The sequence below is a fragment of the Curtobacterium sp. L3-7 genome (genome assembly GCF_048756585.1).
Taxonomy (GTDB): Bacteria; Actinomycetota; Actinomycetes; order Actinomycetales; family Microbacteriaceae; genus Curtobacterium.
On record NZ_CP151474.1, the window covers coordinates 2,889,970 to 2,915,923 of the forward strand.

At 70.1% G+C, this 25,954-nt stretch carries 18 protein-coding genes, 1 other RNA gene and 1 pseudogene; 6 read left to right on the plus strand and 14 right to left on the minus strand.

Annotated features, from left to right (window positions below):
* The first annotated feature begins 30 nt into the window (after window positions 1-30).
* Entirely contained in the window at window positions 31-1,413 is a 1,383-nt protein-coding gene (locus AAEP80_RS13965) for an O-acetylhomoserine aminocarboxypropyltransferase/cysteine synthase family protein (protein ID WP_420364845.1), read from the plus strand.
* Window positions 1,414-2,721 (plus strand): LLM class flavin-dependent oxidoreductase, encoded by a 1,308-nt coding sequence (locus AAEP80_RS13970; protein ID WP_420364846.1) that lies wholly within the window; start codon window positions 1,414-1,416, stop codon window positions 2,719-2,721.
* A gap of 91 nt (window positions 2,722-2,812) precedes the next feature.
* Here the strand turns inward: AAEP80_RS13970 and AAEP80_RS13975 are convergent, their stop codons facing one another.
* From AAEP80_RS13975 to AAEP80_RS14030, 12 genes and pseudogenes are all read right to left on the minus strand, one after another.
* Window positions 2,813-4,480, minus strand: coding sequence for an APC family permease (locus AAEP80_RS13975; protein ID WP_402728952.1), 1,668 nt, complete (start codon window positions 4,478-4,480; stop codon window positions 2,813-2,815).
* Window positions 4,481-4,606: 126 nt separating this feature from the next.
* Window positions 4,607-5,398, minus strand: coding sequence for a hypothetical protein (locus tag AAEP80_RS13980; protein ID WP_420364847.1), 792 nt, complete (start codon window positions 5,396-5,398; stop codon window positions 4,607-4,609).
* 117 nt (window positions 5,399-5,515) lie between these two features.
* Window positions 5,516-5,893: a transfer-messenger RNA gene (gene ssrA, locus AAEP80_RS13985) on the minus strand.
* Window positions 5,894-5,989: 96 nt separating this feature from the next.
* On the minus strand, window positions 5,990-6,466 hold the full coding sequence (smpB, locus tag AAEP80_RS13990) for an SsrA-binding protein SmpB (RefSeq protein WP_144765472.1): 477 nt from the start codon (window positions 6,464-6,466) through the stop codon (window positions 5,990-5,992).
* Between the two features lie 116 nt (window positions 6,467-6,582).
* On the minus strand, window positions 6,583-7,497 hold the full coding sequence (gene ftsX / locus AAEP80_RS13995) for a permease-like cell division protein FtsX (RefSeq protein WP_402728954.1): 915 nt from the start codon (window positions 7,495-7,497) through the stop codon (window positions 6,583-6,585).
* 53 nt (window positions 7,498-7,550) lie between these two features.
* Window positions 7,551-8,252, minus strand: a pseudogene (gene ftsE / locus AAEP80_RS14000) (cell division ATP-binding protein FtsE); the annotation flags it as partial.
* Between the two features lie 61 nt (window positions 8,253-8,313).
* Window positions 8,314-9,423: a peptide chain release factor 2 gene (gene prfB / locus AAEP80_RS14005; RefSeq protein ID WP_281264837.1), complete on the minus strand. Its 1,110-nt coding sequence runs from the start codon at window positions 9,421-9,423 to the stop codon at window positions 8,314-8,316.
* A 132-nt stretch (window positions 9,424-9,555) separates the two neighbouring features.
* Entirely contained in the window at window positions 9,556-9,918 is a 363-nt protein-coding gene (locus AAEP80_RS14010) for a hypothetical protein (protein ID WP_413601710.1), read from the minus strand.
* Between the two features lie 9 nt (window positions 9,919-9,927).
* Entirely contained in the window at window positions 9,928-10,932 is a 1,005-nt protein-coding gene (locus AAEP80_RS14015) for an alpha/beta hydrolase (RefSeq protein WP_420364848.1), read from the minus strand.
* Window positions 10,933-11,110: 178 nt separating this feature from the next.
* Window positions 11,111-12,274, minus strand: coding sequence for an MFS transporter (locus AAEP80_RS14020; RefSeq protein WP_420364849.1), 1,164 nt, complete (start codon window positions 12,272-12,274; stop codon window positions 11,111-11,113).
* 182 nt (window positions 12,275-12,456) lie between these two features.
* The gene (locus tag AAEP80_RS14025; RefSeq protein WP_420364850.1) at window positions 12,457-12,885 is read right to left on the minus strand and encodes a 2'-5' RNA ligase family protein; all 429 of its coding nucleotides are present in this window, start codon (window positions 12,883-12,885) and stop codon (window positions 12,457-12,459) included.
* Between the two features lie 45 nt (window positions 12,886-12,930).
* Entirely contained in the window at window positions 12,931-14,094 is a 1,164-nt protein-coding gene (locus tag AAEP80_RS14030; protein ID WP_420364851.1) for a cysteine desulfurase family protein, read from the minus strand.
* A gap of 59 nt (window positions 14,095-14,153) precedes the next feature.
* Here AAEP80_RS14030 and AAEP80_RS14035 point away from each other — a divergent pair, with 59 nt between their 5' ends.
* The 3 genes from AAEP80_RS14035 (at window position 14,154) to glgB (ending at window position 21,142) form a co-directional block, all read left to right on the plus strand.
* On the plus strand, window positions 14,154-16,181 hold the full coding sequence (locus AAEP80_RS14035) for a glycogen debranching protein (protein ID WP_420364852.1): 2,028 nt from the start codon (window positions 14,154-14,156) through the stop codon (window positions 16,179-16,181).
* Window positions 16,182-16,472: 291 nt separating this feature from the next.
* Window positions 16,473-18,473 (plus strand): maltotransferase domain-containing protein, encoded by a 2,001-nt coding sequence (locus AAEP80_RS14040; RefSeq protein WP_420364853.1) that lies wholly within the window; start codon window positions 16,473-16,475, stop codon window positions 18,471-18,473.
* Window positions 18,470-21,142: a 1,4-alpha-glucan branching protein GlgB gene (gene glgB, locus AAEP80_RS14045; RefSeq protein ID WP_420364854.1), complete on the plus strand. Its 2,673-nt coding sequence runs from the start codon at window positions 18,470-18,472 to the stop codon at window positions 21,140-21,142. The genes AAEP80_RS14040 and glgB overlap by 4 nt, the downstream gene beginning before the upstream one ends.
* 80 nt (window positions 21,143-21,222) lie before the next feature.
* On the opposite strand, the gene AAEP80_RS14050 is transcribed toward glgB, so the two are convergent.
* Window positions 21,223-22,206 carry a tetratricopeptide repeat protein gene (locus tag AAEP80_RS14050; RefSeq protein WP_420364855.1) on the minus strand — a complete coding sequence of 328 codons (984 nt, stop codon included), beginning with the start codon at window positions 22,204-22,206 and terminating at the stop codon, window positions 21,223-21,225.
* Complete coding sequence (locus AAEP80_RS14055; RefSeq protein WP_420364856.1) at window positions 22,203-23,945, minus strand: hypothetical protein; 1,743 nt, start codon at window positions 23,943-23,945, stop codon at window positions 22,203-22,205. Before AAEP80_RS14055 ends, AAEP80_RS14050 begins: the two co-directional genes overlap by 4 nt.
* A gap of 187 nt (window positions 23,946-24,132) precedes the next feature.
* On the opposite strand from AAEP80_RS14055, the gene AAEP80_RS14060 reads away from it, so the two are divergent.
* The gene (locus AAEP80_RS14060) at window positions 24,133-25,944 is read left to right on the plus strand and encodes a hypothetical protein (RefSeq protein ID WP_413601700.1); all 1,812 of its coding nucleotides are present in this window, start codon (window positions 24,133-24,135) and stop codon (window positions 25,942-25,944) included.
* Window positions 25,945-25,954 lie beyond the last annotated feature (10 nt).

Below are 25,954 nucleotides of genomic sequence, written 5' to 3' on the forward strand. Positions count from 1 at the left end.
AGTACGTGACAACGCACACGGAGGTACCACATGTCGAACGACGACCACGGATTCGCGACCGAGCAAGTGCACGGCGGGTTCGTCCCCGACGCCGCACACGGTGCGAGGGTTCCCGCGATCCACATGTCGTCCGGCTTCCTCTTCGACGACTTCGAGCAGGCCCGTGACCGCTTCGCCGGCACCGACGACGGGTACACGTACACCCGCCTCGGCAACCCGACGAACGCCGACGTCGAGCGGCGGATCGCGTTGCTCGAGCGCGGCACCGAGTCGATCCTCGTGTCGAGCGGCCAGGCGGCGGCGACGGTGGCGTTCCTCGGACTGCTGCAGGCCGGCGACCACGTCGTCAGCGCCCGGAGCATCTACGAGGGGACGCGCGGCCTGCTGCTGCAGAACCTCGGCCGGCTCGGCATCGAGGTCGACTTCGTCGCCGATGCACGCGACCTGGACGCGTGGGCGGCGGCGGTCCGCCCGAACACCAAGGCGCTCTTCGCGGAGACGATCCCCAACCCGAAGAACGACGTGCTCGACATCACGGGCGTCGCGGACACCGCGCACCGGGCGGGCGTCCCGCTCATCGTCGACAACACCCTCGCGACCCCGTACCTGGTCCGGCCGATCGACTTCGGCGCCGACATCGTCATCCACTCGGCGTCGAAGTTCCTCAGCGGCCACGGCTCCGGCCTCGGCGGCGTGGTCGTCGACGGTGGCACGTTCGACTGGTCCGCCTCGCCGGAACGCTGGACGCACCTGACGACCCCGGAGCGCGCGCTCGGCGGTCAGAGCTACGTGGAGAAGTACGGCAACCGCGCGTACGTCGTCTTCGCACGCGACGTGATCAGCTCCCGCATCGGCCCGACGCCGTCGCCGTTCAACGCCTTCCTGCTCCGCCAGGGCATCGAGACCCTGAGCCTGCGCGTGGAGCGGCACAGCGCGAACGCGCTGGCCGTCGCGGAATGGCTGGACCAGCAGGCGGAGGTGACGAGCGTCGACCACGCGGGCCTTGCCTCCAGTCCGTTCCACGACCTGGCGGAGCGGTACCTGCCCCGAGGAGCCGGGTCGGTGTTCGCGTTCACGCTCGCCGGCGGCGAGCCGGCCGCGCGCACCTTCATCGACGCGGTGCAGCTGTTCAGCCGGATGACCCACCTCGGCGATGTCCGCTCGCTCGTCCTGCACCCGGCCACGACGACGCACGCCGGTCGGACGCCGGAGGAACGTGCGGCGCAGGGTATCGACGACGGACTGATCCGGCTGTCGATCGGCATCGAGGACGTCGCGGACCTGATCCGCGACCTCGAGCGCGGCTTCGCCGCCCTGCGGGGCGGACGGGAGGCCCGGCGCGGCTCCGACACCGAACTCGCCTCCCTGGAACACTCGGTCCCAGGGCGGCACGTGATCGCCGAGGAGCTCTAGATGGCGGACCTGCAACACTTCGGGTACTTCTTCTCGCGCGGGTTCGGCCCGCAGGCGTGGGGCCGGTCCGACTGGGACTGGGGCCACGACTGGACGAAGCCCGACCTGTACCAGCAGTCCGTCCGGGCCCTCGAGCAGGCGGGGATGGACCTGGTGATCGCGGAGGACGCGATCTCGCTCGGGAACCCGTCGACGCTCGACCTCCGGATCCGCCAGGCGTACGGCGGGCCGAAGCACGACCCGCTGCTCCTCGCGCCGTACCTCTTCGCCGCGACGAGCCACATCGGCATCGCGCCGACGGTGAACGCCGGGATCACGCCGCCGTACCTCGCGGCCCGGCAGTTCGCCACGCTCGCGCACCTGTCCTCGGAGCGCCTGGGGATCAACGTCGTCACGGACGTCGGCAGCGCCCGGCACGCGGGACTCCCACCGCTCCCCCACGACCAGGCGTACGACCGGGCCGAGGAGTGGATCACACTGCTCCGCCGGTTCTGGCGTTCGTGGGGGTCGGACGGGTACGTCGGATCGCGTCCGGACTGGCACTTCGCCGACGGGTCCGAACTCGACGCGTTCCACCACGAGGGCGCGCACTTCACCGCCGACGGCCCGCTCAACGCGTTGCCGCTCGGCTCCGACCCGATCGTGGTCTCCCCCGGCGGTTCCGGTCGCGGCCTCGGGTTCGCCGGGACGCACTCCGACGTGCAGCTCGCGCTCGCGCCGTTGTCCGCATCGGCCGTGTCGGACTACCGCGCCCGGGTGATCGCCGCCGCGCTCGAGGCCGGCCGCACCGCCGCCGACCTGCGCATCCTGTTCGTCCTCAAGCCCGAGATCACGGTCTCGGCAGCAGAGGCCGACCGGATCGTCGACGCGTCGCGGCACCCCTCGGACGACGACCTCCGAACGGCGGCGATCGCGTGGTCGAGCGACTCCGAGACGGACCTGCTCGCGCTCGACCTCGACGCGCCGATCCCGGACGGCACCTTCGGGGACCACGTCTCCGCGGGGACGATCCGCGGCCTGGTCGGCGACACCCCCGACGCTCCGCTCCGCGAGCTCCTGACCCGGAAGGCCAGGAAGGGTCGGGTCTCGGAGCGCGCCGGTTTCGTCGGTACCGCTGACGAGTTCGCGGACTTCATCGAGGAGCTCGGTGCCGACGCGGACAACGACGGCATCATCTTCTCCGGCGACCTGCACCCGGCGCAGGTGTACCGGATGTTCGGTGACCTGGTGCCGGTCCTCCGGCAGCGCGGGCTGCTCCGGCGGGAGTACGGAGCCGGCGGGATCCGCGCGAACCTGTTCGACTTCTAGTCGCGTCACGCAACGGACGGGAGGCTCGTGGCGGCGCCGCCACGAGCCTCCCGTCCGTCTGCTGGTCGCCTGACGACCGCCGGAACCATCGTCAGTGGTGGACGGGTTCGACCACGGACGACTCCTCGGTGTCGCGGACGTCCTCGGCGGTCCGGAGGATCTCCTCACGCGGCGACGCCGAGTTGATCGCCCAGTAGTAGATCACCAGCGAGAACACCGCGACCACGACGATGTCGATCCACAGCGGGAACACCGGGTGCGTCAGCGGGCCGAAGTCGCTGAGGAACACGATGAGCCCCATCCCGATCAGGTACGGCAGCAGCCACTGCGCCGCCTTCCAGTCCCAGCGCGGCCGGACACTCGACGCCCCGCGGAACACGTTGTTCAGGATGATCACCACGGCACCGATGAGGATCGCGACGCCGAGCTTCCAGTCGGTGTCCCACCCGGTCCAGAGGATGATGAGGTTCGCGACGATGAACGCGATCGGCGACAGGACCGTCGCCGCCGGCATCCGGTACGGCCGCTCGATCTCCGGGATGCGCTTGCGGAACGCGCCGAGCGCGAGCGGCGCCCCCGCGTACATCAGGACGGACGCGCTCGTGATGAGGCTGACGAGGCCCTGCCACGACGGGAACGGCGCGAAGCACGCACACCCGACGACGAACGCCACGATGAGGCCGACCCACGGAACGCCCTGCTTCGTCGTCCACTCGAACGCCTTCGGGAAGTAGCCGTTGCGGCTGAGCCCGTAGGAGATGCGGGACGTGGCCGTGACGTAGATGAGCCCCGTACCGGCCGGCGAGATGATCGCGTCGATGAAGATGACCACGGCCAGCCAGGTGATGCCAGCCGCCATCGCGATGTCCGCGAACGGACCGGTGTACTTCGTGAAGTCCGCGGTCGCCCACGAGCCCTGGATCGCGTCGGAGCGCAGCACGCCGAGGAACACGATCTGCAGGAGCAGGTAGATCACGAGCCCGATGAGCACAGAACCGATCACGGCGCGCGGGATGTCGCGCTTCGGGTTCTTCGCCTCGCCCGCGAGCTGGTCCGCCTGCTCGAAGCCGAGGAACGCGAAGATGATGCCCGACGTGGACACCGCCGCGAGGATGCCCTTCGCACCCTCTGGCATGAACCCGTTGGCTGCGGTGAAGTTCGAGCCGTGGAAGCCGCTGAACGCCAGCACGATGATGACGAGCAGGGGGATGGCGACCTTCCACCAGGTCGCAGCGGAGTTCGTGTTCGCGAGGATCCGGACGCTCAGCATGTTGATCACGGTGACGACGGCCATCAGGACGATCGCGACCGCGATGCCCGCACCGGTGAGCAGCTGCTGGGTCTCGCCGTCGATCGTGGTCGTGTGCAACCACGGGTGGGCGAACTGCCAGTGCTGGGCGTACTTGATCATCGCCTCGACCTCGATCGGGGCGACGGTCACGGACTGCAGCCACGAGAACCAGCCGAACGATGCACCGGCGACGCCACCGAACGCGATGTGGGGGAACCGCGCTGTTCCACCCGCGATCGGGAACATGCCGCCGAGTTCGGCGTGCACGAGTGCGAGGACGAGGATCGCGACGCCGCCGATGAGCCACGAGATGATCGCTGCGGGACCGGCGGTCTTCAGTGCTTCCTGCGAGCCGAAGAGCCACCCGGATCCGATGATCGAACCGGTCGAGGCCCAGATGAGGCCGATGAAGCCGACGTTGCGCTTGAGCCCTGAGTCGGGCAGCGCCTGTGCTGTCGATGTTGCCACTGTTGCTCCTGTCGAGATGACCACGTCCCCTCTGCAGGGGGCGTGGTCATCGACTCTGGCACTTGGTGGCGATCTCGGACGATTTGTTAACGAGGTGGAAACAAATGCCCTGTATAGGCACTCAGGCTACTTCTTCTTCGCCTTCTTCTTCGTCTTCTTGTCGTCCTTGTCCTTGGACTTCTTCTTCGACTGCTTCTTGTCGCCCTTGTCCTTGCCCTTGCCCTTGTCCTCGTCCTTGTCCTTGGACTTCTGCTTCGCCTGCTTCTCGCCGGCGCTACCGAGCTCGTCCCGCTTCGGTGTCGACGGCTCCTCCGGCGCTTCGATCCCGTCCACGGGCTCGACGACGACCGCGGCACCGGTGTCGGCGAGGACGTCGACGGGCTGCTCGGTGAGCTCCGACGCCAACGCGTCCTCGACCCGTTCGACGGTGATCTCGGCGGCGTCCTCGGCGAGCCGGACGAGCGCGGACGCCGCTCGGAGGCGCGTCGTGCTCTTCCGGGCGAGCACATCGGCGCGTGCCCCTTCGAGGAACGCACGGAGGGACCGCTCGGCGACCGACCGACCACGGGGCGCGGACCGATCGAGGCGGTCGAGCTCGCCGGCGACACCGGAGACGTCGTCCTCGACGTGCTCGTACCGCACCGACTCGATGAGGGCAGCCACGGTCGCGGCGGCCCGCTCGACCGCGGCGCTGCGCTGGTCGAGGACCACGAGCATCTCGAACGTCGACCCGTACGACACGGTCTCGAGGCGGACCGGCTCGGCACCGCGGCCGCGGATCACCAGGCGGGCGTCGGGGGTGGGCAGCCAGGCCGTGAGTGCAGCGACGGTCGCGACGGACCCCACGATGCGCTCGTACTCGGCCAGGCCGACTCGTTCCTGCTCTCGCAGCCGGACACGGATCGCGATCTCCTGCACGACGGGACCTTCCACTCACCGGCGCTGGCGTGTTCCTGCGCCTGGTGCGGAGCGTAGTCCTGCCGGGTGAACCGGAAGAGTGACCACGGTGTGACAGCGGCTGCGTCGCTTCGGCGTTGGTGGAGATGGGGGGAATCGAACCCCCGTCCATCGCTGCAATTCGACGTCTTCTACGGGCGTATCCGGATGATTCGTTCTGCTCGGCCCCGTCCTTTGCTACCGGCTTCTAGGACGACGGGCCCAGTCTCAGTGCAAGTCCCGCACGGCCCTGAGGCGCAACCGTGCAGCAAGTCCCCTAGATGACGCCGGAACTCAGGTTAGGAGACGATCACCTGGCCGACGGACTTCATGTGCTGGGCTGCTTACGCAGCGAGAGCGAAGTCAGTGCGCTTGGAATTGGCACTTGTTGTTTTCCACGGATCGTTAACGAGATAACCGTGGGTCCTCGGCCCGCTTCCCGTCGGCACACAGGCGATGTCGAAACCGATCATCCCCATGGGGGCCGAGCAGCGAGCCGCTGTCACACTGTGGAGTTCTGAATGCCCGCTCTCGCAGGCAGCTGTTCAGTCTACCGAGGAACGGCTCTCGCCGCTACTCTCCGAGGCGGTTCCGGCTGCGCATGGCCCGTTCGGCCTCACGCTTGTCCGTCTTCTCGCGCAGGGCCTGGCGCTTGTCGAACTCGCGCTTGCCCTTCGCGACCGCGATCTCGACCTTGGCACGACCGTCGTGGAAGTAGATCTGCAGCGGGACGAGCGTGTAGCCGCCCTGCTGGGTCTTGTGCGAGATCTTCACGATCTCCTGCTTGTGGAGCAGCAGCTTCCGCTTGCGCCGTGGGGCGTGGTTGTTCCACGTCCCCTCGGTGTACTCGGGGATGTGCACGGCGTCGAGCCACGCTTCTCCCCCGTCGACGAACGCGTACCCGTCCACGAGCGACGCACGCCCTTCGCGGAGCGACTTCACCTCGGTGCCCGAGAGCACCATGCCCGCTTCGTACGTGTCCTCGATCAGGTAGTCGTGGCGCGCGCGACGGTTGGTCGCCACGATCTTCTCGCCGCGTTCCTTCGCCATGCGCGTCTCCTCTCGAACGGTCGCTGCCGATGTGCAGCCCTACAGACTAGCGAACACCGGACGGGCGGCGCACCTTCCCGGCGCGCCGCCCGTCCGCACTGCTCCGCAGCGCCCGGCTAGACCTTGAGGTACCGGCGGATCGCGATCGATGCCGAGACCGCCGCCAGGACCACCCCGATGACGATCACCGCCGGCACGACGACCGCCGCGTCGCTCATCCCGATGAACGCGGTGCCGGAGAACCGCTTCGTGAGGTAGTTGCGGACGAAGAACCAGACCACCGCGGTGATCGCACCACCGGCCAGGACCGCCCCGATGGCCGCCGCGATCACCCCCTCGAGCACGAAGGGTGTCTGGATGAACCGGTTCGACGCGCCCACGAGGCGCATGATGCCGAGCTCTCGCCGTCGACTGAACGCCGACAACCGGATCGTCGTCGCGATCAGCAGCACGGCCGCGATGAGCATGAGCGCCGCGATGCCGATCGCCGTGTACGAGGACGCGTTCAACAGGTTGAAGATCGGTTGCAGGTAGCCGCGCTGGTCGACCACGCTCTGCACGCCGGCGACCTTCGACAGGCTCTCCTGCAGGACGTCGGCCTGCGACGGGTTCTTCAGGTTCACCCAGTACGTCTCGTTGAGGTACTCGGGCTTGACGAACTCCGTGGCGGGTGAGTCCTTGAACTGCTGCTTGAAGCGGTCGTACGCCTGCTGCTGGTCCTCGTAGTACGTCTTCTCGATGTACGGCGCGAGCGTCGAGCCCTTGAGCTGCTCCTCCACCTGCTTCCGCTGGTCGTCGGTCGCCTTGGCGCCGGTGCAGTTGCCGGTCGTGTCGGTGTCCGTGCAGAGGTACACGGCGACCTGGGCGCGGTCGTACCAGTACCCCTTCATCTGGTTGATCTGCATCTGGAGCAGGATCGCGGTGCCGACGAAGGTCAGCGAGATGAAGGTGACCAGGACGACCGAGACGACCATCGAGGCGTTCCGTCGGAGGCCGGAACCGACCTCGGACATGACGAGCCCGAGCCTCATCGGATGAGCCCCGGGATGGTCTGGATGCCGGTGGTGTTCGAGACGCCGGACTGCTGGATGGTCGGGAGCGCCTGGGTCTGGTACCCGCCGGACTGCTCGTCACGGAGGACGGTGCCGCCGGAGAGCTCGATCACCCGGCGCTGCATCTGGTTCACGATGCTGGCGTCGTGCGTCGCCATGAGCACGGTGGTGCCTCCCTGGTTGATGCGTTCGAGGAGCGCCATGATGCCCGCCGAGGTCGTCGGGTCGAGGTTGCCGGTCGGCTCGTCGGCGAGGAGCACCGACGGCTTGTTCACGACGGCGCGGGCGATGGCCACACGCTGCTGCTCACCACCGGAGAGCTCGTGCGGCATGCGGGTCGCCTTGCCGTTCAGCCCGACGAGCTTGAGCACGTCGGTGACGGCCTCGCTGATGAAGCCCTTGCTCTTGCCGATGACCTGCAGTGAGAACGCGACGTTGTCGAAGACGGTCTTGTTCGGCAGGAGTCGGAAGTCCTGGAAGACCACGCCGAGGTTCCGTCGGAAGTACGGCACCTTCCGCGAGGACAGGGCGCCGAGGCGTTGGCCGAGCACGTGGATCTGCCCGCGGGACGGCTTCTCCTCCTTGAGCACGAGGCGCAGGAAGCTGGACTTCCCGGAGCCGGACGCGCCGACGAGGAAGACGAACTCGCCCTTGAGGATCTCGAGGGTGATGTTGTCGAGCGCTGGACTCGGGTTGCCCGAGTACACCTTGGTGACCTGGTCGAATTTGATCATGACCGGATCAGGGTAGGTCGCCCCGCTTGGAAAACAAGCCAGGCGCGCGGCACGCTGGCGCTCAGGACTCCACGGATTGCTTCCGCCAGCGGATGCCGGCGTTGATGAACCCGTCCAGGTCGCCGTCGAACACCGCTGAGGGGTTGTTCACCTCGTGCTCGCTGCGGAGGTCCTTGACCATCTGGTACGGCGCCAGGACGTAGGAGCGGATCTGGTCGCCCCAGCTCGCCGTGATGTTGCCGGCGAGCTCCTTCTTCTTCGCGTTCTCCTCTTCCTTCTTCAGGAGGAGCAGGCGCGACTGCAGCACACGCATGGCCGCAGCACGGTTCTGGATCTGCGACTTCTCGTTCTGCATCGAGACCACGGTGCCGGTCGGGATGTGCGTCAGGCGCACCGCGGAGTCGGTCGTGTTGACCGACTGCCCACCAGGACCCGACGAGCGGAAGACGTCCACGCGGATGTCGTTCTCCGGGATGTCGATGACGGCGGTCTCCGGCATGAGCGGGATGACCTCGACGGCGGCGAAGGACGTCTGGCGCTTGCCGGCGGCACCGAACGGCGACATCCGGACCAGGCGGTGCGTGCCGGCTTCGACCGACAGCGTGCCGAAGGCGTGCGGGGCGTCCACCTCGAACGTGGCGGACTTGATCCCCGCTTCTTCGGCGTAGGACGTGTCCATCACGGTGGTCTTGTAGCCGTGCTGCTCGGCGTACCGCAGGTACATGCGCATGAGCATCTCGGCGAAGTCGGCCGCGTCGACGCCTCCGGCCCCGGCGCGGATCGTGATGACGGCGGGACGGTCGTCGTACTCGCCGTCGAGGAGCGTCTGCACCTCGAGGTCGCCCATGGTCTTGGTGATCGCCTTGAGCTCGGCGGCGGCCTCGTCGGCGGACTCCTGGTCGTCGGCCTCGTTCGCCATCTCGACGAGCACCTCGAGGTCGTCGATGCGCCGCTCGGTGTCGGTGATCTTCTTGAGCTCCGACTGCCGGTGCGAGAGCGCACTCGTCACCTGCTGCGCGTGCTCCACGTCGTCCCAGAGGTCCTGTGCCCCCGCCTGCTCGCTGAGATCGGCGATGTCACGCTCCAGGCGGTCGACGTCGACCACCGAGCGGATGTTGCCGAAGGTCTCTCGGAGTGCGGAGAGCTGCTCGGTGAAGTCCAGTTCGACCATGGTCACCGATCCTACCGGCGCGCGTCCGACACGGCCGACCGTCCGGACAGGAGGCTCGGTGCGGGTCCGCCCCGCCGGTCCCGGTCCCCGCCCCGCCGGTCCCGGTCCCCGCCCCGCCGGTCCCGGTCCCCGCTACGGCTTCTCGTCGACGAGGGCGACGAACCGGCTGCCGATGCCCTCGACCTCGCGCCGGGTGAGCCCCACCGTCGGGTCCGGTGCCTGGTACGGCGCGTGGTAGTCGCACATCAGGTAGTCCCAGTCCGGCCACCACTTCTTCGGCCGGGCGTCCTCCGCGTACCCGCAGACCACGCACTCGAGGCTGACCCAGACCTTCTTCTTCCCCGTGCGGTTCGCGCGCGACTGCACGAGCCAGGCTGGCGGATCCTGCTCGATCGCCTCGAGCTCGACTTCGCTCAGGCGTGCGGGGATCCCGTGATGGGCCGCCATCTCGAGGGGGATGTCGAGCCGGATGGCCGCTTCGCGTCGGGAGAGCATCCGACAAGACTAGGGCGCGATCGGAGACGGGGCGCCGAACAGTCGCGTCGTCCAGTCGGCGAGGGCTGCGGTCGCGGTCCTCGAGATCGCGGCGTCGGGCACCATGCTGGTGAAGCCGTGGAACGCCCCTGGCCAGACGTGCAACTCCGCGTCGACACCGGACGCCCAGAGGCGACTGGCGAAGGCGACGTCCTCGTCCCGGAACACCTCGGCGCTGCCGCAGTCGATGTAGGTCTTCGGGAGCGCGGAGAGGTCCGTGGCACGAGCCGGCGCGGCGTAGACGGACACGCCGGCCGTGGCACGGCGGTCCCCGAGGTACGCATCCCAGCCGAAGCGGGTCATCTGACGGTCCGCGACCCCGACGCCGTCGATCTGCATGGTGGACACGGTGTCGTCGCGATCGTCGAGCATCGGGGACACGAGGATCTGCGCCAGCAGCTCCGGCCCCTTCCGATCGCGTGCGAGGAGCGCCGTGCCCGCTGCGAGGCCACCGCCGGCGCTCTGTCCCGCGACGACGATCCGCGCCGGGTCGATGCCGAGCTCCGCGGCGTGCTCGGCCACCCAGACCAGGCCGGCGTAGCAGTCCTCGACCGGGTAGGGGTCCGGGTATTCGGGTGCGAGCCGGTAGTCGACGCTGACGAGGACGACGTCGTGGTCGAGGAGCCAGTCGTCGTAGCCGTCGAGGTTCCCGAGGTGATGGCCGAAGACCATTCCCCCGCCGTGGATGGTGTAGACGGCCGCGGTCGTGCCGGTGCGCTCGATGCGGTCGATGATCGCGAGGTCGATCGGGTCGCCGAGGTGACCGGGAACCGTGACGTTCCGCCGTTGGTACCCGCGCGATCGCAGGCGTTCGTCGAGGACCTGCTCGGGCACGTCGAGCTGCCGCATGTGGGGCAGCATCTCCTCGGTGATGGTGAAGGGGCCGCGGGCTTCGAGCGCGGTGAGGAACGTCGCGAGTTCGGCATCGAACGGCGGACGGACGACGGGGTCGGACACGGGGGTTTGATCGAGCACGGGCGGACTCCTTCGATGAAGAAGTGGCGACTCCCGTGAGACGCGTGTGCGATCCGATCCGCCGGAGCAGAGCGGGTTTTTTCCCTCTACCGACGACAGTAGCGCACCGTCCGGGGACTGAGCACAACGGCGGACGCCGACGACGTCGTCTGGAGCATCGACACTCGTCTTCGGTGAATCAGCGGGATGTCGTCCTGCGCTCGACGTGTCGAACCGACAGCACTCCTGCGATCGAGATCGCCAGAGCGGCCACGGCCGCCGCGGCAGCGACGCCGCCCCCGCTCCCGACGATGAGCCCCGCAACGCTCGTCCCGACTGCCGAACCTCCGACAGCAGCCACGACGACGACGCCGTACGCGCTCGCGATGAACGGCGGCGGGACGACGACGTCGAGCGCGCCGGACAGGACGATCGCCACCGGGCTCGACAGCCCACCGACGACGAACACCAGGGCGGCCAGGAGGACGATCCGATCAGCAGCGATCACCAACGTCGCGTATCCGCCGGCGGTCAGGGCAAGAGCGGTGAGGAGCTGCGCCCGCCGGCTGCTCGGCACCGGTCGTGCACCGAAGAGCAGGGCACCGACGGCTTCTCCGAGTGCCAGGCAGGCCAACACCGGCCCTGCCAGTTCGCCCCTGCCCGCCGCCTCCACGACGGCCGGCACGATCACCGTCAACGATCCCGTCGCCACACTCACCAGACCACCGATCGAGACGATCCGAGCGAACGGCGCCGCACCGGCCAGCGGGAGTGACGAACCGGCAGGCGGTGTCGGCGTGGTCGTCCCCATCGACACTGCCAGCAGGGCGCCGGCGGCCCCGATGACCGCCGCGACGACCACGAAGTCCAGCTGCCGAGGCGCCGAGGCCACGAGCAGGCCCGCCACCACCGGTCCTGTCGCGAGTCCCGCTTGGAATGCGACCGAGAGCAGAGCGTAGGCACCAGACCGTTCCGCGGGCTCGGAGAAGGAACGCGGGATCGAAGCTCGAAGGGCTGCCGCCAGCGCCGGGAACGAGACCCCGGCTCCGGCGAGGAGCACCGACTGCGCAGTCGACCCCGGCGATGCGGCCACCAAGAGCATGAAGCTGCTGCTGACGCCCGCTCCGATGCTCACGACCCAGCGGGCCGAGACTCGCGCCATCACCGCCCCCTGAACCGGGACGCCCACTGCGTTCGCCAGCCCGAAGGCGCCGGCAGCAACTGCCCCGGTGGCGAGGGACTCGCCGGGCGACAGGATCAGCGACAGCGGGATCATCCCCAGCGCGACGGCTGACAGGGCAACTGCTCCGACACCGATCACGAAGGGACGGTCAGCCAGCAGGCGTCGGTAGACGACGGTCATGTGGGCTCCACAAGGGGAGCCCACCCACCCGGGAGACACACTCCCCTTGCGTCGACGGAGTCGCCGACTGCGCCGATGGTAGGCACACGAAGCACGTCATGTCGACGTCTCGAGAGGCGATCTCGCCGCGGGACGACTCGCCGCCGCTGCCGGAGCGGAGCCCCGTACCTCCGGCTCGGCCGCTACGACCGGGCGGCGAGCTGGCAGTTCACGAGGACGCGCGCCTGAGGACCGGCGAGGGACGCCACCGCGAGGTTCGTGATGCTGATCCGCCGGGCGCCTTCCGCTCCAGACACGACCGTTGCGTGGGGCCGGTACCCCGCTCCCCAGAACCTGGCATGGTCGGGTCCGAACCCCGGCAGCGACTCGACCGATCCGGACAAGGATCCGTGCAGTGTGTGGAAGACCGGGTGTTCGGCGAGCAGCACCGGGACGTCGCGGCGCGGGCCGAACATCGCGCGTGGTCCCAGGTCGGCGTCGAACGCCGACTGCCGGTCGGCGGCCTCGCGGACGATCGACGTCACGGCAGCGACCGCGGAGCCGTCGACGACGAAGTTCGGCAGGACGGTCACGTGCACGGGCCAGTTCGCGCGGTCGACAGGTGCAGGCAAGCGCTCAGGCGTTCCCACGACGACCAGCCGTTCCATCCCGCCCCGTCACCGCCCCATCGACGGCGTCCGGGACGCCATCCCCGCAGCACCTGCGCGCGCCACCGCATCGGGCAGCGCCGCGAGGAACGCGTCGACGTCGGCATCGGTCGAGGTGTGTCCGAGCGTGATGCGGAGCGCACCGCGGGCCTCGTCCTCCGACAGCCCCATCGCGAGCAGCACGTGTGACGCCTCGGGGACGCCCGCCTGGCATGCCGACCCGGTCGACACGGCGACCCCTGCGGCGTCGAGCAGGAAGAGCAACGAGTCGCCCTCGCAACCCGGGAAGGTGAAGTGCGCGTTGCCGGGCAGTCGGTCGACGGGGTCGCCGCGGAGCACGGCGGACGGCACGGCCTCGAGCACGCCAGCGATCAGGCGGTCTCGGAGCGCCCGGACGTCGGCGTGCGGTGCGGACGCGGCGACACCGAACGCGATCGCCGCCGGGGCGTCCTGCGTCCCGCTGCGGACCTGCCGCTGCTGCCCTCCGCCGTGGATGAGCGGCTCGACGGTCGCGGTGCGCCCGAGGACGAGCGCGCCGATGCCGACGGGACCGCCGATCTTGTGCGCGGAGACGCTCAGGGCGTCCAACCCGGATGCTCGGAAGGAGACGGGGACCTGCCCGTAGGCGGCGACGGCATCGGAGTGCACGGGGACGCCGGCGGCGTGCGCCAGCGCGACGATCGAGGTGACCGGCTGGATCGTGCCGACCTCGTTGTTGGCCCAGAGGAACGTGACCAGGGCGACGTCGTCGGCGGAGGCGAGCCGTGCCTCCAGTCCGGCGAGGTCGAGGCGACCGTCCACGTCCAACGGGACCACGTCGACGACCGCTCCGTCGTGGCGTTCGAGCCAGTCGACCGTGTCGACGGTCGCGTGGTGCTCCCCCGCGGCGACAACGATGCGGGGCCGCGGCCGGTCCTGCTGTCTGGCCCAGTAGAGGCCCTTGATCGCGAGGTTGATGCTCTCGGTCCCGCCTGAGGTGAAGACGACCTCCACCGGTTCGGCGTCGAGGGACGCGGCGACGCGCGCTCGTCCGTCCTCGAGCAGCATCTTGGCGCGCTGGCCGGCGCTGTGGATCGACGACGGGTTGCCGACGGTCGCGAGCGCGTCCGTGAAGGCGGCGAGCGCCTCCGGCAGGATCGGTGTCGTCGCAGCGTGGTCGAGGTAGACCGGCACGCAGGTACCCCCTTTTCGAGCGTTTTCAGGATACCCGCCGGTCCTCGTACCCTTGTCGGGTGCACGAGACCGCGATCGAGACACCCCAGGGGCTCCTCCTGGGCCCCGACGGCACCGCGCGCTTCTGCATGCGGTCGGCATCGGCCACGTCGGCGACGCTCGTCGTCGACGGTCGCGGATCGGTCGCCCTGGAGCGGGTCGACGGCACCGACCTGTGGACCGGGAGCGTCGACGGGGTCCAGGTCGGTGACACGTACCACCTGCTCCTCGACGGGCCCGAGGGACCGCGGCACGAGTTCGACGGCACGCGGCCGCTGCTCGACCCGTACGCACGCGGCATCGTGCGGACCGACGGCGAGCGCCGCTGGTCGAGCGTCGTCGTGGACGGGTCCTTCGACTGGGGCGACGTCGGCAAGCCCGAGGTGCCGCTCGACCGCGTCGTCGTCTACGAGGCGAACGTCAGGACGCTGACGAGCGAGAACCACGCCGTGCCGGAGCACCTCCGCGGAACGTACGCCGGCGTCGCGCACGAGAGCACCATCGCGCACCTGCACCGCATCGGCGTGACGACGCTGGAGCTCCTCCCGGTGCAGGCGTTCGACACCGAGCACTGGCTGCAGGAGGCCGGCCGTGAGAACGCGTGGGGCTACAACACCCTCGGGTTCTTCGCGCCGCACGCCGGGTACGCCTCGGCCCCTGCGCGCGAGCAGGGCGCCGACGGGGTGCTCCGCGAGTTCAAGGGCATGGTCCGGCTCCTGCACGAGGCCGGCATCCAGGTCGTCCTGGACGTGGTCTACAACCACACCGCCGAAGAGGGGCTCGGCGGCCCGACATCGTCGCTCCGCGGCATCGACGGCGCGAACCGGTACCGCTGGGCCGACGACGACACGTACTACGACACCACCGGCTGCGGGAACACGCTCGACACCTCGGTGGAGGCCACCGCCGACCTCGTCGTCGACAGCTTGCGGTACTGGGCGCGCGAGATGCAGGTCGACGGGTTCCGCTTCGACCTGATGGCCGCCCTCGCCCGCGACGCCGACCACGCGTTCGATCCTGACCACCCCCTGCTGGACCGCATCCGTCACCACGAGGACCTGCAGGACGTGCTCGTCATCGCCGAGCCCTGGGACGTCGGGCCGGACGGATGGCGGACGGGGCACTTCGGCGAGCGCGTGAGCGAGTGGAACGACGGGTTCCGGAACACCGTCAGGCAGTTCTGGCTGACCGACGTGGCGCAGGAGCGGCGCACGGGGGTGCCCGGTGCCGGGATCGGTCCGCTCGCAGGGGCCCTGACCGGTTCCCGGAGCCTCTTCGGCGTGCCACGGGGGCCCCTCGCCGGCATCAACTTCGTCACCGCGCACGACGGCTTCACGCTCCACGACCTGACGGCGTACGACCACAAGCACAACGCGGCGAACGGCGAGGACGACCGCGACGGGACGAACGACAACCGTTCGTTCAACCACGGGGTGGAGGGGCCGACCGAGGACCGCGGCGTCCGGGCAGCCAGGGGTCGTTCGATGCGGAATCTGCTCGGCACGCTCCTGCTCTCCGCCGGCGTGCCCATGCTGACCGCCGGCGACGAGCGGAGCCGCACGCAGCACGGCAACAACAACGCGTACGTGGTGTCCGACGACCTGACACCGGTGGACTGGTCGACGGACGAGGACGCCGAGTCGATGACCGAGACGGTCGCCGCGCTGACGGCGCTCCGTGCCGCCCACCCGGCGCTCCGACCGTCGCGGTACGGCGTCGACGGGCAGGTGACGCCGTCGGCGTCGCGGATGACGTGGTACGGCCCCGATGGCGGTCCGATGACCGGTGAGTGGTGGGACCAGCCGATCCATCGAGCGCTGCAGTACTTCGTCGAGTCGACGCCGGAGCACGAGCCGTACGACCGGGTGCTCGTCGTGGTGCACGGCAGCGGCCGGACACGCGACCTGACCCTGCCGGTTCGGGACGACGTGCTCGCCTACCGCCTGGCGTGGTCGAGCGAGAAGCACCGTGACCACGACCGGCATCGTCCGGCGGGCACGGTCTTCACCGCGTACGGCCCGGGCATCCACGTGTTCGAGATCGTCTGACGCGCTGTCGTCCGCCGCTGGCGTGCGCCTGCTGGCGTCCGCTCGCCCTGTGGGTGGTCGAATCGCGCGTAGGGGGTCGAATCGCGCTTAGGAAGTCGGAACTCCCGACCACCTACGCGCGATTCGGCTTTCCATCCAGCCCGTTATGGGCAGGAACGTGCGCGGACGGCGGACGGGAGGCTCGGTGCCGGGCCGCCACGAGCCTCCCGTCCGCCGATCGGCAGCAACGCGTTCTCCACAGTCTCCGGGTTCCGGCGAACACGGAGGGCGCCGCCGGGTAGCGTCGGTTCCGTGGCCACCGCAGACCGACCCCGGCGTCCGAAGATCGGGCGCATCCCGATCACCGATCTCGCCCCGACGACGCCGAACGGCTTCCCGGGCAAGGCGTTCGACGGCGAGGTGATCACCTTCGGAGCGACCGTCTTCCGAGAAGGACACGGCGTCATCGGCGCCGACCTCGTCGTGGAGCGCCCCGACGGCGGGACCAGGACCGTCCCGTTGGCCCTCGTCGCACCGGGGACCGACCGGTACGAAGCGACGGTGCAGGTCGACCACACGGGCGTGTGGGCCTGGCACGTCGAGGCCTACTCCGACGACTGGGAGACCTGGCTGCACGGTGCACGGCTGAAGATCGCGGCGGGCGTCGACACCGAAGCGACGCTGCTCGACGGTGCAGCACTGCTCGATCGGCTCGCCGCCGAGACCGACTCCCCCGCCGCTGCTCGCGCCGCTGAACGCGTCCGCGACGAGGACCTCGACCCCGCCGAACGGCTCGCAGCGGTCGACGACCCCCGCATCACCGGCGAAGTCACCGAGGCACCCCTCACATCGCTCCGGACGCACTCCCCCGTGCAGTTGCTCGACGTCGAGCGGACGCGGGCCGGGGTCGGTGCCTGGTACGAGTTCTTCCCCAGGAGCGAAGGCGCCAAGCGCAACCCGGACGGCTCCTGGAAGAGCGGCGACTTCCGCACAGCGGCCCGTCGGCTCCCCGGCGTCGCACGGATGGGCTTCGACGTCGTCTACCTCCCGCCGATCCACCCGATCGGGCACACCGCCAGGAAGGGCCCGAACAACACCCTCGACGCCGGCCCGAACGACCCGGGCAGCCCGTGGGCGATCGGCTCCGAAGACGGCGGGCACGACGCCATCCACCCCGATCTCGGGACGGAAGAGGACTTCCGCGACTTCGTCGAGACGGCGAAGAACACCGGGATGGAAGTGGCGCTCGACTTCGCACTGCAGTGCTCCCCCGACCACCCGTGGGTGACCGAACACCCGGAGTGGTTCACGGTCCGCGCCGACGGCTCGATCGCCACGGCGGAGAACCCGCCGAAGCGCTACCAGGACATCTACCCGATCCAGTTCGACACCGATCCCGAAGGACTCGTCGCCGAGGTCGAACGGGTGCTCCGACACTGGATCGCGTTCGGGATCCGGATCTTCCGCGTCGACAACCCGCACACCAAACCGCTGTGGTTCTGGGAGCGCGTCATCAGGGAGATCCGCGACGAGCACCCGGAGACGGTGTTCCTCGCCGAGGCGTTCACGCGTCCGGCCATGATGCGCGCGCTCGCCGAAGCCGGCTTCCAGCAGTCGTACACGTACTTCACCTGGCGGAACACGAAGGACGAGATCGCGGACTACTTCGACGAGCTCGCCCACGAGACGAGCGCGTACCTCCGTCCGAACCTGTTCGTGAACACGCCGGACATCCTCACCGAGTACCTGCAGTTCGGCGGCCGGGCCGGCTACAAGGTCCGTGCTGCGCTCGCCGCGACCGGGGCTCCGACGTGGGGCATGTACTCCGGCTACGAGCTCTTCGAGGACGTCGCACGTCCGGGCTCCGAGGAGAACATCGACAACGAGAAGTACGAGTACAAGCCGCGCGACTTCGCCCTGGCCGAGGCAGAGGGCGCGAGCCTGGCGCCGTACGTGACGATGCTCAACCGGTTCCGCTCGGCGCACCCGGCACTCCGGCAGCTCCGGAACCTGCACGTGCACGACGCCGAGGACGATGCGATCGTCGTCTACTCCAAGCACCTGCCCGGTCTGTTCATCCGGTCCGGCCGCGACGACACCGTGATCGTGGTCGCCAACGTCGACCCGCACTCGGCCCGCGAGACGACCGTGCACCTCGACCTCGCCGCCCTCGGCCTCGACCCCGAGCAGTCCTTCGACGTCCGCGACGTCGTCACCGGCCAGCGCTGGGTCTGGGGCTCGTCCAACTACGTCCGCCTGGACGCGTTCCAGGAACCCGTACACCTGCTCGTCGTGGAAGGACCGCACCGATGACCACCGACCCCCAACAGCCAGACCGCAGCACCGGTCAGGACCGTGGGCAGGGGCCGAGCGTGCCGCCGGTCCAGCCGCCGCCCCCGCCCGTGCTCCCCCGTCTGATGCCCGAGGACACCCCCCGGCCGACACACCCGGCGAAGCACGTCGATCCCCCGACGCCGCCGGAGCCGACCCCTGTTCCGACGCCGCCCTCCGCACGCTTCGAGTCGCCGCGGTACGAGCCGCGGAGCTCCGCACCCGGCGAGGACATGCCGGGCGCCCGACTCCCGCGACGCGAAGCACCCGACCGCGGTGTGCAGGAATCGGCGACACTGTCCGGGCACGCGGCCGACTCCGCGCACCCGCGCCACGTCACCGCGGAAGCGGTGCAGGAGCCGGCTGCCTCGAGCGTGGCGGAGACGCAGCCCGATGCGGTGTCGCAAGCCGGAGCGGACGGGACGGACGCGCCCGAGCCGAGCCGAGCCTCCAGCCCGGTGGCCGACGCGGCGGCCGAACCGCGCCCCGCCCCCGTCGAGGAGTGGCTGCGGACCGCCGTCGCCGAGGGCCGCTGGTCCCAGCCGCACGACGTCCTCGGCCCACACCCCGTCGACGGCGGGACGAGCGTCCGTGTCGTCCGTCACCTCGCCCGCGCCGTCCGGCTCGTGCGACTCGAGGGCGACGACATCGAGCTGACGCACGAGGGCGACGGACTCTGGGCCGGCGCCACCGTCGAACCGCTCGGGCGCTACCGGGTCGAGGCCGACTACGACTACGACGAGAGCACCGACACCGACGACACCACCTGGACGACCGACGACGCGTACCGGTTCCCGCCGACGCTCGGCGAGCTCGACCTGCACCTGTTCGGTGAGGGCCGCGACGAGCAGCTCTGGCAGCACCTCGGCGCACACGTCCGCACGATGGACGGGGTCGAGGGCGTCGCGTTCTCGGTCTGGGCGCCGCGGGCCACCGCCGTGCGGGTGATCGGCGACTTCGAGGGCTGGGAAGGGCGCACGACCGCGATGCGGCGCCTGAGCGACCTCGGCGTCTGGGAACTGTTCTGGCCGGGCGCCGTCGAGGGACAGCGGTACAAGTTCCAGATCCTGACCGACAGCGGCTGGGTGGAGCGTGCCGACCCGTTCGCGCGGCGCACCGAGGTCCCACCGCTGACCGCGTCCGTCGTCACGACCTCCGACTACGAGTGGTCCGACGGCGACCGGGTATGGATGGAACACCGGGCGAAGACGACCACGCACGACCGTCCGATGAGCGTCTACGAGGTGCACCTCGGCTCGTGGCGCCCCGGGCTGAGCTACCGCGAGGTCGCCGACCAGCTGATCGGCCACGTGCAGTTCCTCGGGTTCACGCACATCGAGTTCCTGCCGCTCGCGGAACACCCGTTCGGCGGCTCGTGGGGCTACCAGGTCACCGGGTACTACGCGGCGACCTCGCGGTTCGGTTCGCCCGACGACCTCCGCTACCTCATCGACCGGCTGCACTCCGCGGGCATCGGCGTGATCATGGACTGGGTTCCAGGGCACTTCCCGAAGGACGAGTGGGCGCTCGGCAAGTTCGACGGCCACGCGCTCTTCGAGCACCCGGACCCCCGCCGCGGCGAACAGCTCGACTGGGGCACCTACGTGTTCGACTTCGGGCAGCCGCAGGTCCGCAACTTCCTCGTCGCGAACGCGCTGTACTGGCTCGAGGAGTTCCACATCGACGGCCTCCGGGTCGACGCCGTCGCATCGATCCTCTACCTCGACTACTCCCGTACGGACTGGCTGCCGAACATCCACGGCGGCCGCGAGAACCTCGAGGCGATCTCGTTCCTGCAGGAGACGAACGCCACCGCGTACAAGCGCTACCCGGGCATCGTGATGATCGCCGAGGAGAGCACCTCGTGGCCCGGCGTGACACAGCCGACGGACGCCGGCGGGCTCGGCTTCGGCCAGAAGTGGAACATGGGCTGGATGCACGACTCGCTCGAGTACGTGCAGCGCGAACCGGTGTACCGCAGCTACCACCACGACGAGCTGACGTTCTCGTTCGTGTACGCGTTCAGTGAGCAGTTCACCCTGCCGATCAGCCACGACGAGGTCGTGCACGGCAAGGGATCGCTCTACGGCAAGATGCCAGGGGACGAGTGGCAGAAGCTCGCGAACGTCCGCGCCTACCTGGCGTTCATGTGGGCGCACCCCGGCAAGCAGCTGCTGTTCATGGGCCAGGAGTTCGCGCAGTCGTCCGAGTGGTCCGAGGAACGCGGCCTCGACTGGTGGCTTCTCGACGACCCCGGCCACCGAGGGGTGCAGGACCTCGTCGCGGCGCTCAACCGCGTGTACAAGGACACACCGGCGCTGTGGACGCACGACGCCACGTCCGAGGGCTTCGAGTGGATCGAGGGCGGCGACGCCCCGCACTCCACGATCGGATTCCTGCGGAAGACCGGCGACGAGCGGCTGGCGGTGTTCGTGAACTTCTCGGGCGTGCCCGTCGAGCGTCGCTTCGGGCTCCCGGCCGCCGGGCAGTGGCAGGAGGTCCTCAACACCGACGCAGCAGAGTACGGCGGCTCGGGTGTCGGGAATCTCGGAGTCGTCACCGCGGATGACACCCCGTGGGCCGGGCGCCCGGCCTCGGCGCACCTCGTGGTGCCGCCGCTCGGCGCGGTCTGGCTGAAGCTGACCCGCTGACCCGTCCGTCTGCATCGCGAAAGCGACAGATCCCCGCGAGCATCTCGCGGGGATCTGTCGCTTTGGCGGTCCTGATGGGCTCAGTACAGCGCGCTCGCGAGGCGCCGACGCGCCGCGATGACGCGGGGGTCCTCCGCGCCGATGAGCTCGAAGTACTCGACGAGCCGGACACGCAGGGACTCACGGTCGCTGCCGAACACCGTCGGCACCAGGTCGAGCAGGCGCCCGAAGGCATCCTCGACGTGGCCGCCGCTGATGTCGAGGTCGGCGACGGCGAGCTGCGCGCCCACGTCGGACGGCCCCGCACCCGCCGCTGACCGGATCTCCTCCGCCGTCCGGCCGTTCAACCGGTCGAGGAGCGACACCTGCGCGAGCCCGGCGACGGCCATCTGGTCGTGCGGGTCCTGCGCGATCGCGGTCTTGTACTCCTGGATCGCCGTGGCGTAGTCGCCCTGCTCGATCGCGTCGTACGCCGCCTGGTGGTGCGGCGGCAGCGGCTCCGGCTCGGGCTCGCCCTGTTCGACCGGCTCGGTGTCGGTGCCCGCGCCGTCGACCGTGACGCGACCGGAGACGCCGTTCTGCTCGGCGGCCTGGAGCACCTGCTCGTAGACGTCGCGAACCTGGGCCTCCGGCAGCGCGCCGACGAAGAGCCCGAGCGGGCGACCGCCGATGACCGCGGCCACGGTCGGGATCGACTGCGCCTGGAACGCCTGCACGAGCTGCGGGTTCGTGTCGGCGTCCACCTTGGCCAGGACGATGCGTCCGGCGTACTCCTCGGTGAGCTGCTCGAGGATGGGCGAGAGCTGCTTGCACGGCCCGCACCACTCGGCCCAGATGTCGACGATCACCGGGACGATCGTGGACAGCTGCAGGACGTCCTGGAACGTGTCGTCGGTGACGTCGATGACGAGCGACGGGACGGTCAGGTCCGCACCGGTCTCGGAGCCGGTCCCTGGTGCGGCCGGGGCTGCCTGTTGGGCTGCCGGACGTTGGGCACGCTCGACCAGGGATGACAGGTCGACGGCTCCGCGGAGTCCGGACGGGGTCGGGGGGACGTTCGTCATTGCACCTCACTCGCTGCGGTCAGGCCCTGCGTGAACCCGAGCAGGACTATCTTGTCGTCCGACCCGACGGCCGGCACGGAGAAGAGCAGCTGGACGCCGTACGTGGCGCTGATGCCCTTCTTGCTTGAGTCGACCCCGGACAGGGCCTTCACCGCGCCCTCGGTGTTGACCTCGGCGCCGTCGGCGGTCGGGGTGACCTTCTCGATCTCGTTCAGGTTCACGGACACGAGCGCACCCGCCCCGTTCGTCGCCAGGGCGATGGCGGAGCCGTCCGGGGACTCGGACGAGTACTCGATCTTCGCGGTGTCCGGCAGGGAGGCGGACTTCTTGTCCTTGTAGTCCTTGCCGATCTTGCCGCGCAGGTCGTCGCCGTCCGACTGGAAGAGGTCGGCGTACTTGCTGTCCGCGTCCTTCGAGAGGATGTCGCCGTACGCCGGCCCCACCGCGTCCGGGGCGAGCGCGAGGAGCTTCGAGTCGGACGCGAGCTGCGCGGTGCCGATCGAGACCGGGGCGACCGACGGGAGCTTCGCGTCGGCTTCGAGCGACACGTCGTACGCGACCTTGTAGTCGTCGCGCGCGGACTCCTGCACGAGCGTCAGGGCCTGCGGCGCCGTCTTCTGGTCGTCCGGGTCGGAGGCGACCACGAACACCGTGCGCGGCCAGGTGTCGGTCTGCTGCGGGAGCGACACCGAGATGTCCGCGGCCGAGATCGCCGGTGGGGCCTGCACGTCCTGGTCCTTGTCGCGGATCTGGTAGTTGGCCTTGCGGAGCTCGAGCGCCGGTCCGGTGAACCGGGTCGCGGCGAGATCGGCGTCCTTGTCGGCGTCGGCCTTCGTCGCGACCTCTGCGATCCGACCGACGATCCGGTTGATCTGCTGCCGAGTCGCGGCGGTCGGCTCGGCCTGTTCGGCGGCACCGGTGGCCGACGCCGTCGGGGTGGCGGTCGCCGTCGCGTCTCCACCGCCCTGCGGCCAGTACTCCGAGGAGCACCCGGCGAGTGCGAGCGTGCCCACGAGCACGACCGGCACAGCGATCATCGAGCGGCGGCCTCGGCGCGACCGAGCCGGGACCTGGGCCCCCGCCGCCGCTGCGCGACGCGAGGCGCGCACGCGCGGCGGCCGGGTCCCACCGCTGCGACGCCGCGGACCACGGGAACGCCGCTGGTGGAGGAACGCCCAGACGAGCAGGACGATCCCGCCGAGCACGAACACGCCACCGGCCACCATGAGCGGTCCGACCGAGGGGGTCGCGGTGTCACGCGGCCAGGTCACGGAGACGTCGGAGGGAGCGGCGGACTTGCCGTCGCCGACGAGGACCACGGAGACGTCCTGCGGCAGTCGCACGGTGAACTGCCCGGCGCCGTCGTACTCCTGGTACCAGAGGTCGCTGCCCTTCGGGTCGGGAACGGAGTCGTCGCTGCCCGTCGTCCTCGCGACGAGACGCTCGCCCTCCGCGTCGTAGCGGAGCGTGTTGTGCTTGGCGTCGCCCACCCACGCGTCGACGTCGGAGGTCTTGCCGTAGGCGGCGAAGACGGTCCCCGAGCCGGTGACGTTGATGCGCTGGTAGCCCGGGTTCGCGTTGAGCGTGGAGCCGGGGATGACGGTGACGGGCGCCGTGGTCATCGACGACGCCTGCGCCACGGTGGAGGACGGTGGCGCGAAGACGGTGCGTTGGGCGACGCCCAGACCGACGAGCAGCAGCCCGATCACGAAACTGACGATCGCCAGGACGAATCGCACGGATCTCTCTCCCTCCGCGCCGGGGTGGGGGGAATCGGCGCGCGAATCAACGGCCCAGGATACGCGAGAGAGGCTGGAGAGCGCATCCCTGCTCGCTGTCCACCGGCTCAGACGGGGTCCGTGCCGCACCACTACACTCGACGCGCGGGCGGTACGGCGCCGTCCGGAGGACCAGCAGGAGCGACACGTGGCGAACGACGAGGCAGAGTTCGGGACCGAGATGCGGGGGTACCGCAAGGACGACGTGGACCGCGCTCTGAACGACCTCCGCCGCGAGCTCATCAAGTCGAACAACGACCGCGCGGAGGCCGCGAAGGAGATCCGGCTCCTGCAGTCCCGCCTCTCCGACATGCAGGCGGAACTCGACGAAGCGGGCACCCCGACGTACAGCGGACTCGGCACGCGCCTGGAGTCCACGCTCCGGGTCGCCGAGGAGCAGTCCACCCGCTTGATCAGTCAGGCGGACATCGACGCGCAGCGCCTGCGGGCGTCCAGCCGTGCCGAGGCCGAGCGCACCGTCCGCGAAGCCCAGGAAGAGGCGCGCGACACCCTCGAGGACGCCAGGACCCGTGCCACGAACGAACTCGCCCGAGCGCGCGCCGAGGCCGCCGACACCGTCGAGCGCGCCCGCGCCGAAGCCGGGATGCTCACGCAGGACGCCAGGAACGAGTCAGCGGCGATCCGCGGTGCCGCGGTGACCGAGGCCGCGGAGACCCGTTCGATCGCGATCCGGGAGACGAACGCACTCCGCGCGGGTGTCGAGCACGAGGTCGCCGAACTCCGGGAACTCGCACAGCGCGAGTCCGCCGACGCCCGGAGCGCAGCGGCCGAACTGGACCGCGAGACCGAACACCGCCGCAGCGTCTTCGAGGCCGACCACACCCGACGCATCGAGGACCTCGACCGCGAGGAGCGCACCCGCCGCGACGCCCTCGAGCGCGAGATCGCCGACGGTCGGGCCGCGTGGGAGCACGAGCACGGCGAACGCTCCCGTGCGCTCGAGCTCGAGATCGCAACGGGTCGCGCCGACCTCGCCGCCGAGGTGGACGGCCGCCGCGACGAACTCGAGTCGGAGCTCGCCGACCGCCGCCGGACCCTCGACGAGGAGCTCGCCGCCGGCCGGGCCGAGTGGGATCGAGAACTGGCGTCGGCCCGCGCGGCCCTCGAGCAGGAGCTGGAAGCGGCTCGTGCACAGCTGCGCGTCGACCAGGAGCACACCGCTGCCGAGAACGAGCGGCTCGTGCAGGAGACCGCCGACCGCATCGCGCGCGAGACCGAGGAGCACCGCGGACGCATCGAGCGGGAGCGCGCCGAGGCCACCGCGACCGCCGAGCGGCTCGCCCAAGAGCACGCCGCCGAGCTCGCCGCACGCCGTGAGCGCGAGCACGGCGAGATCGACACCGAGATCGCCGAGCGCCGCAGTGCCGAGTTGGACGCGCTCGAAGCCGAGCGCACCGCACTCCGGCAGGAGATCGACACCGCACGCGCCGGCCTCGCGAAGGAGCGCGACGAGGTCAGGGCCGAGATCGCCCGCGAGCGCGACGAGGCCCGGACGACCCTCGAGTCCGAGCTCGCAGCCCGCCGCGACGACGCCGAGCAGGACTACCTCCAGAAGCACCACGAGACCGTCACCGAGACGCAGAAGTACCTCGACGAGGCGAACCTCCAGCTCGCGGAGGCCACGCGCCGCGCGACCGAGGCGCGCGAGCGTGCCGAGCGGCTGCAGCAAGAGGCCAACGACCTCGAGCGCACCAGCACATCCGACGCCGAGGAACGTGCCCGCACCGTCCTCGCCGAAGCCCAGGAGCGTGCGCACCGCCTCGTGGCCGAGGCCGAGGAACGCTCGGCCGCACAGATCGCCGAGGCGGAGGACCGCCTCGCCGCGATCCGCACCGAGCGCGAAGCGGTCGCCGGCTACCTCGAGAACCTCCGTGGCGTGCTGTCGCACGCCGCCGGCGTCGTCGAGTCCCCGGCCGACGCGGACGCCACCGACTCCTGAACCGGCCCGG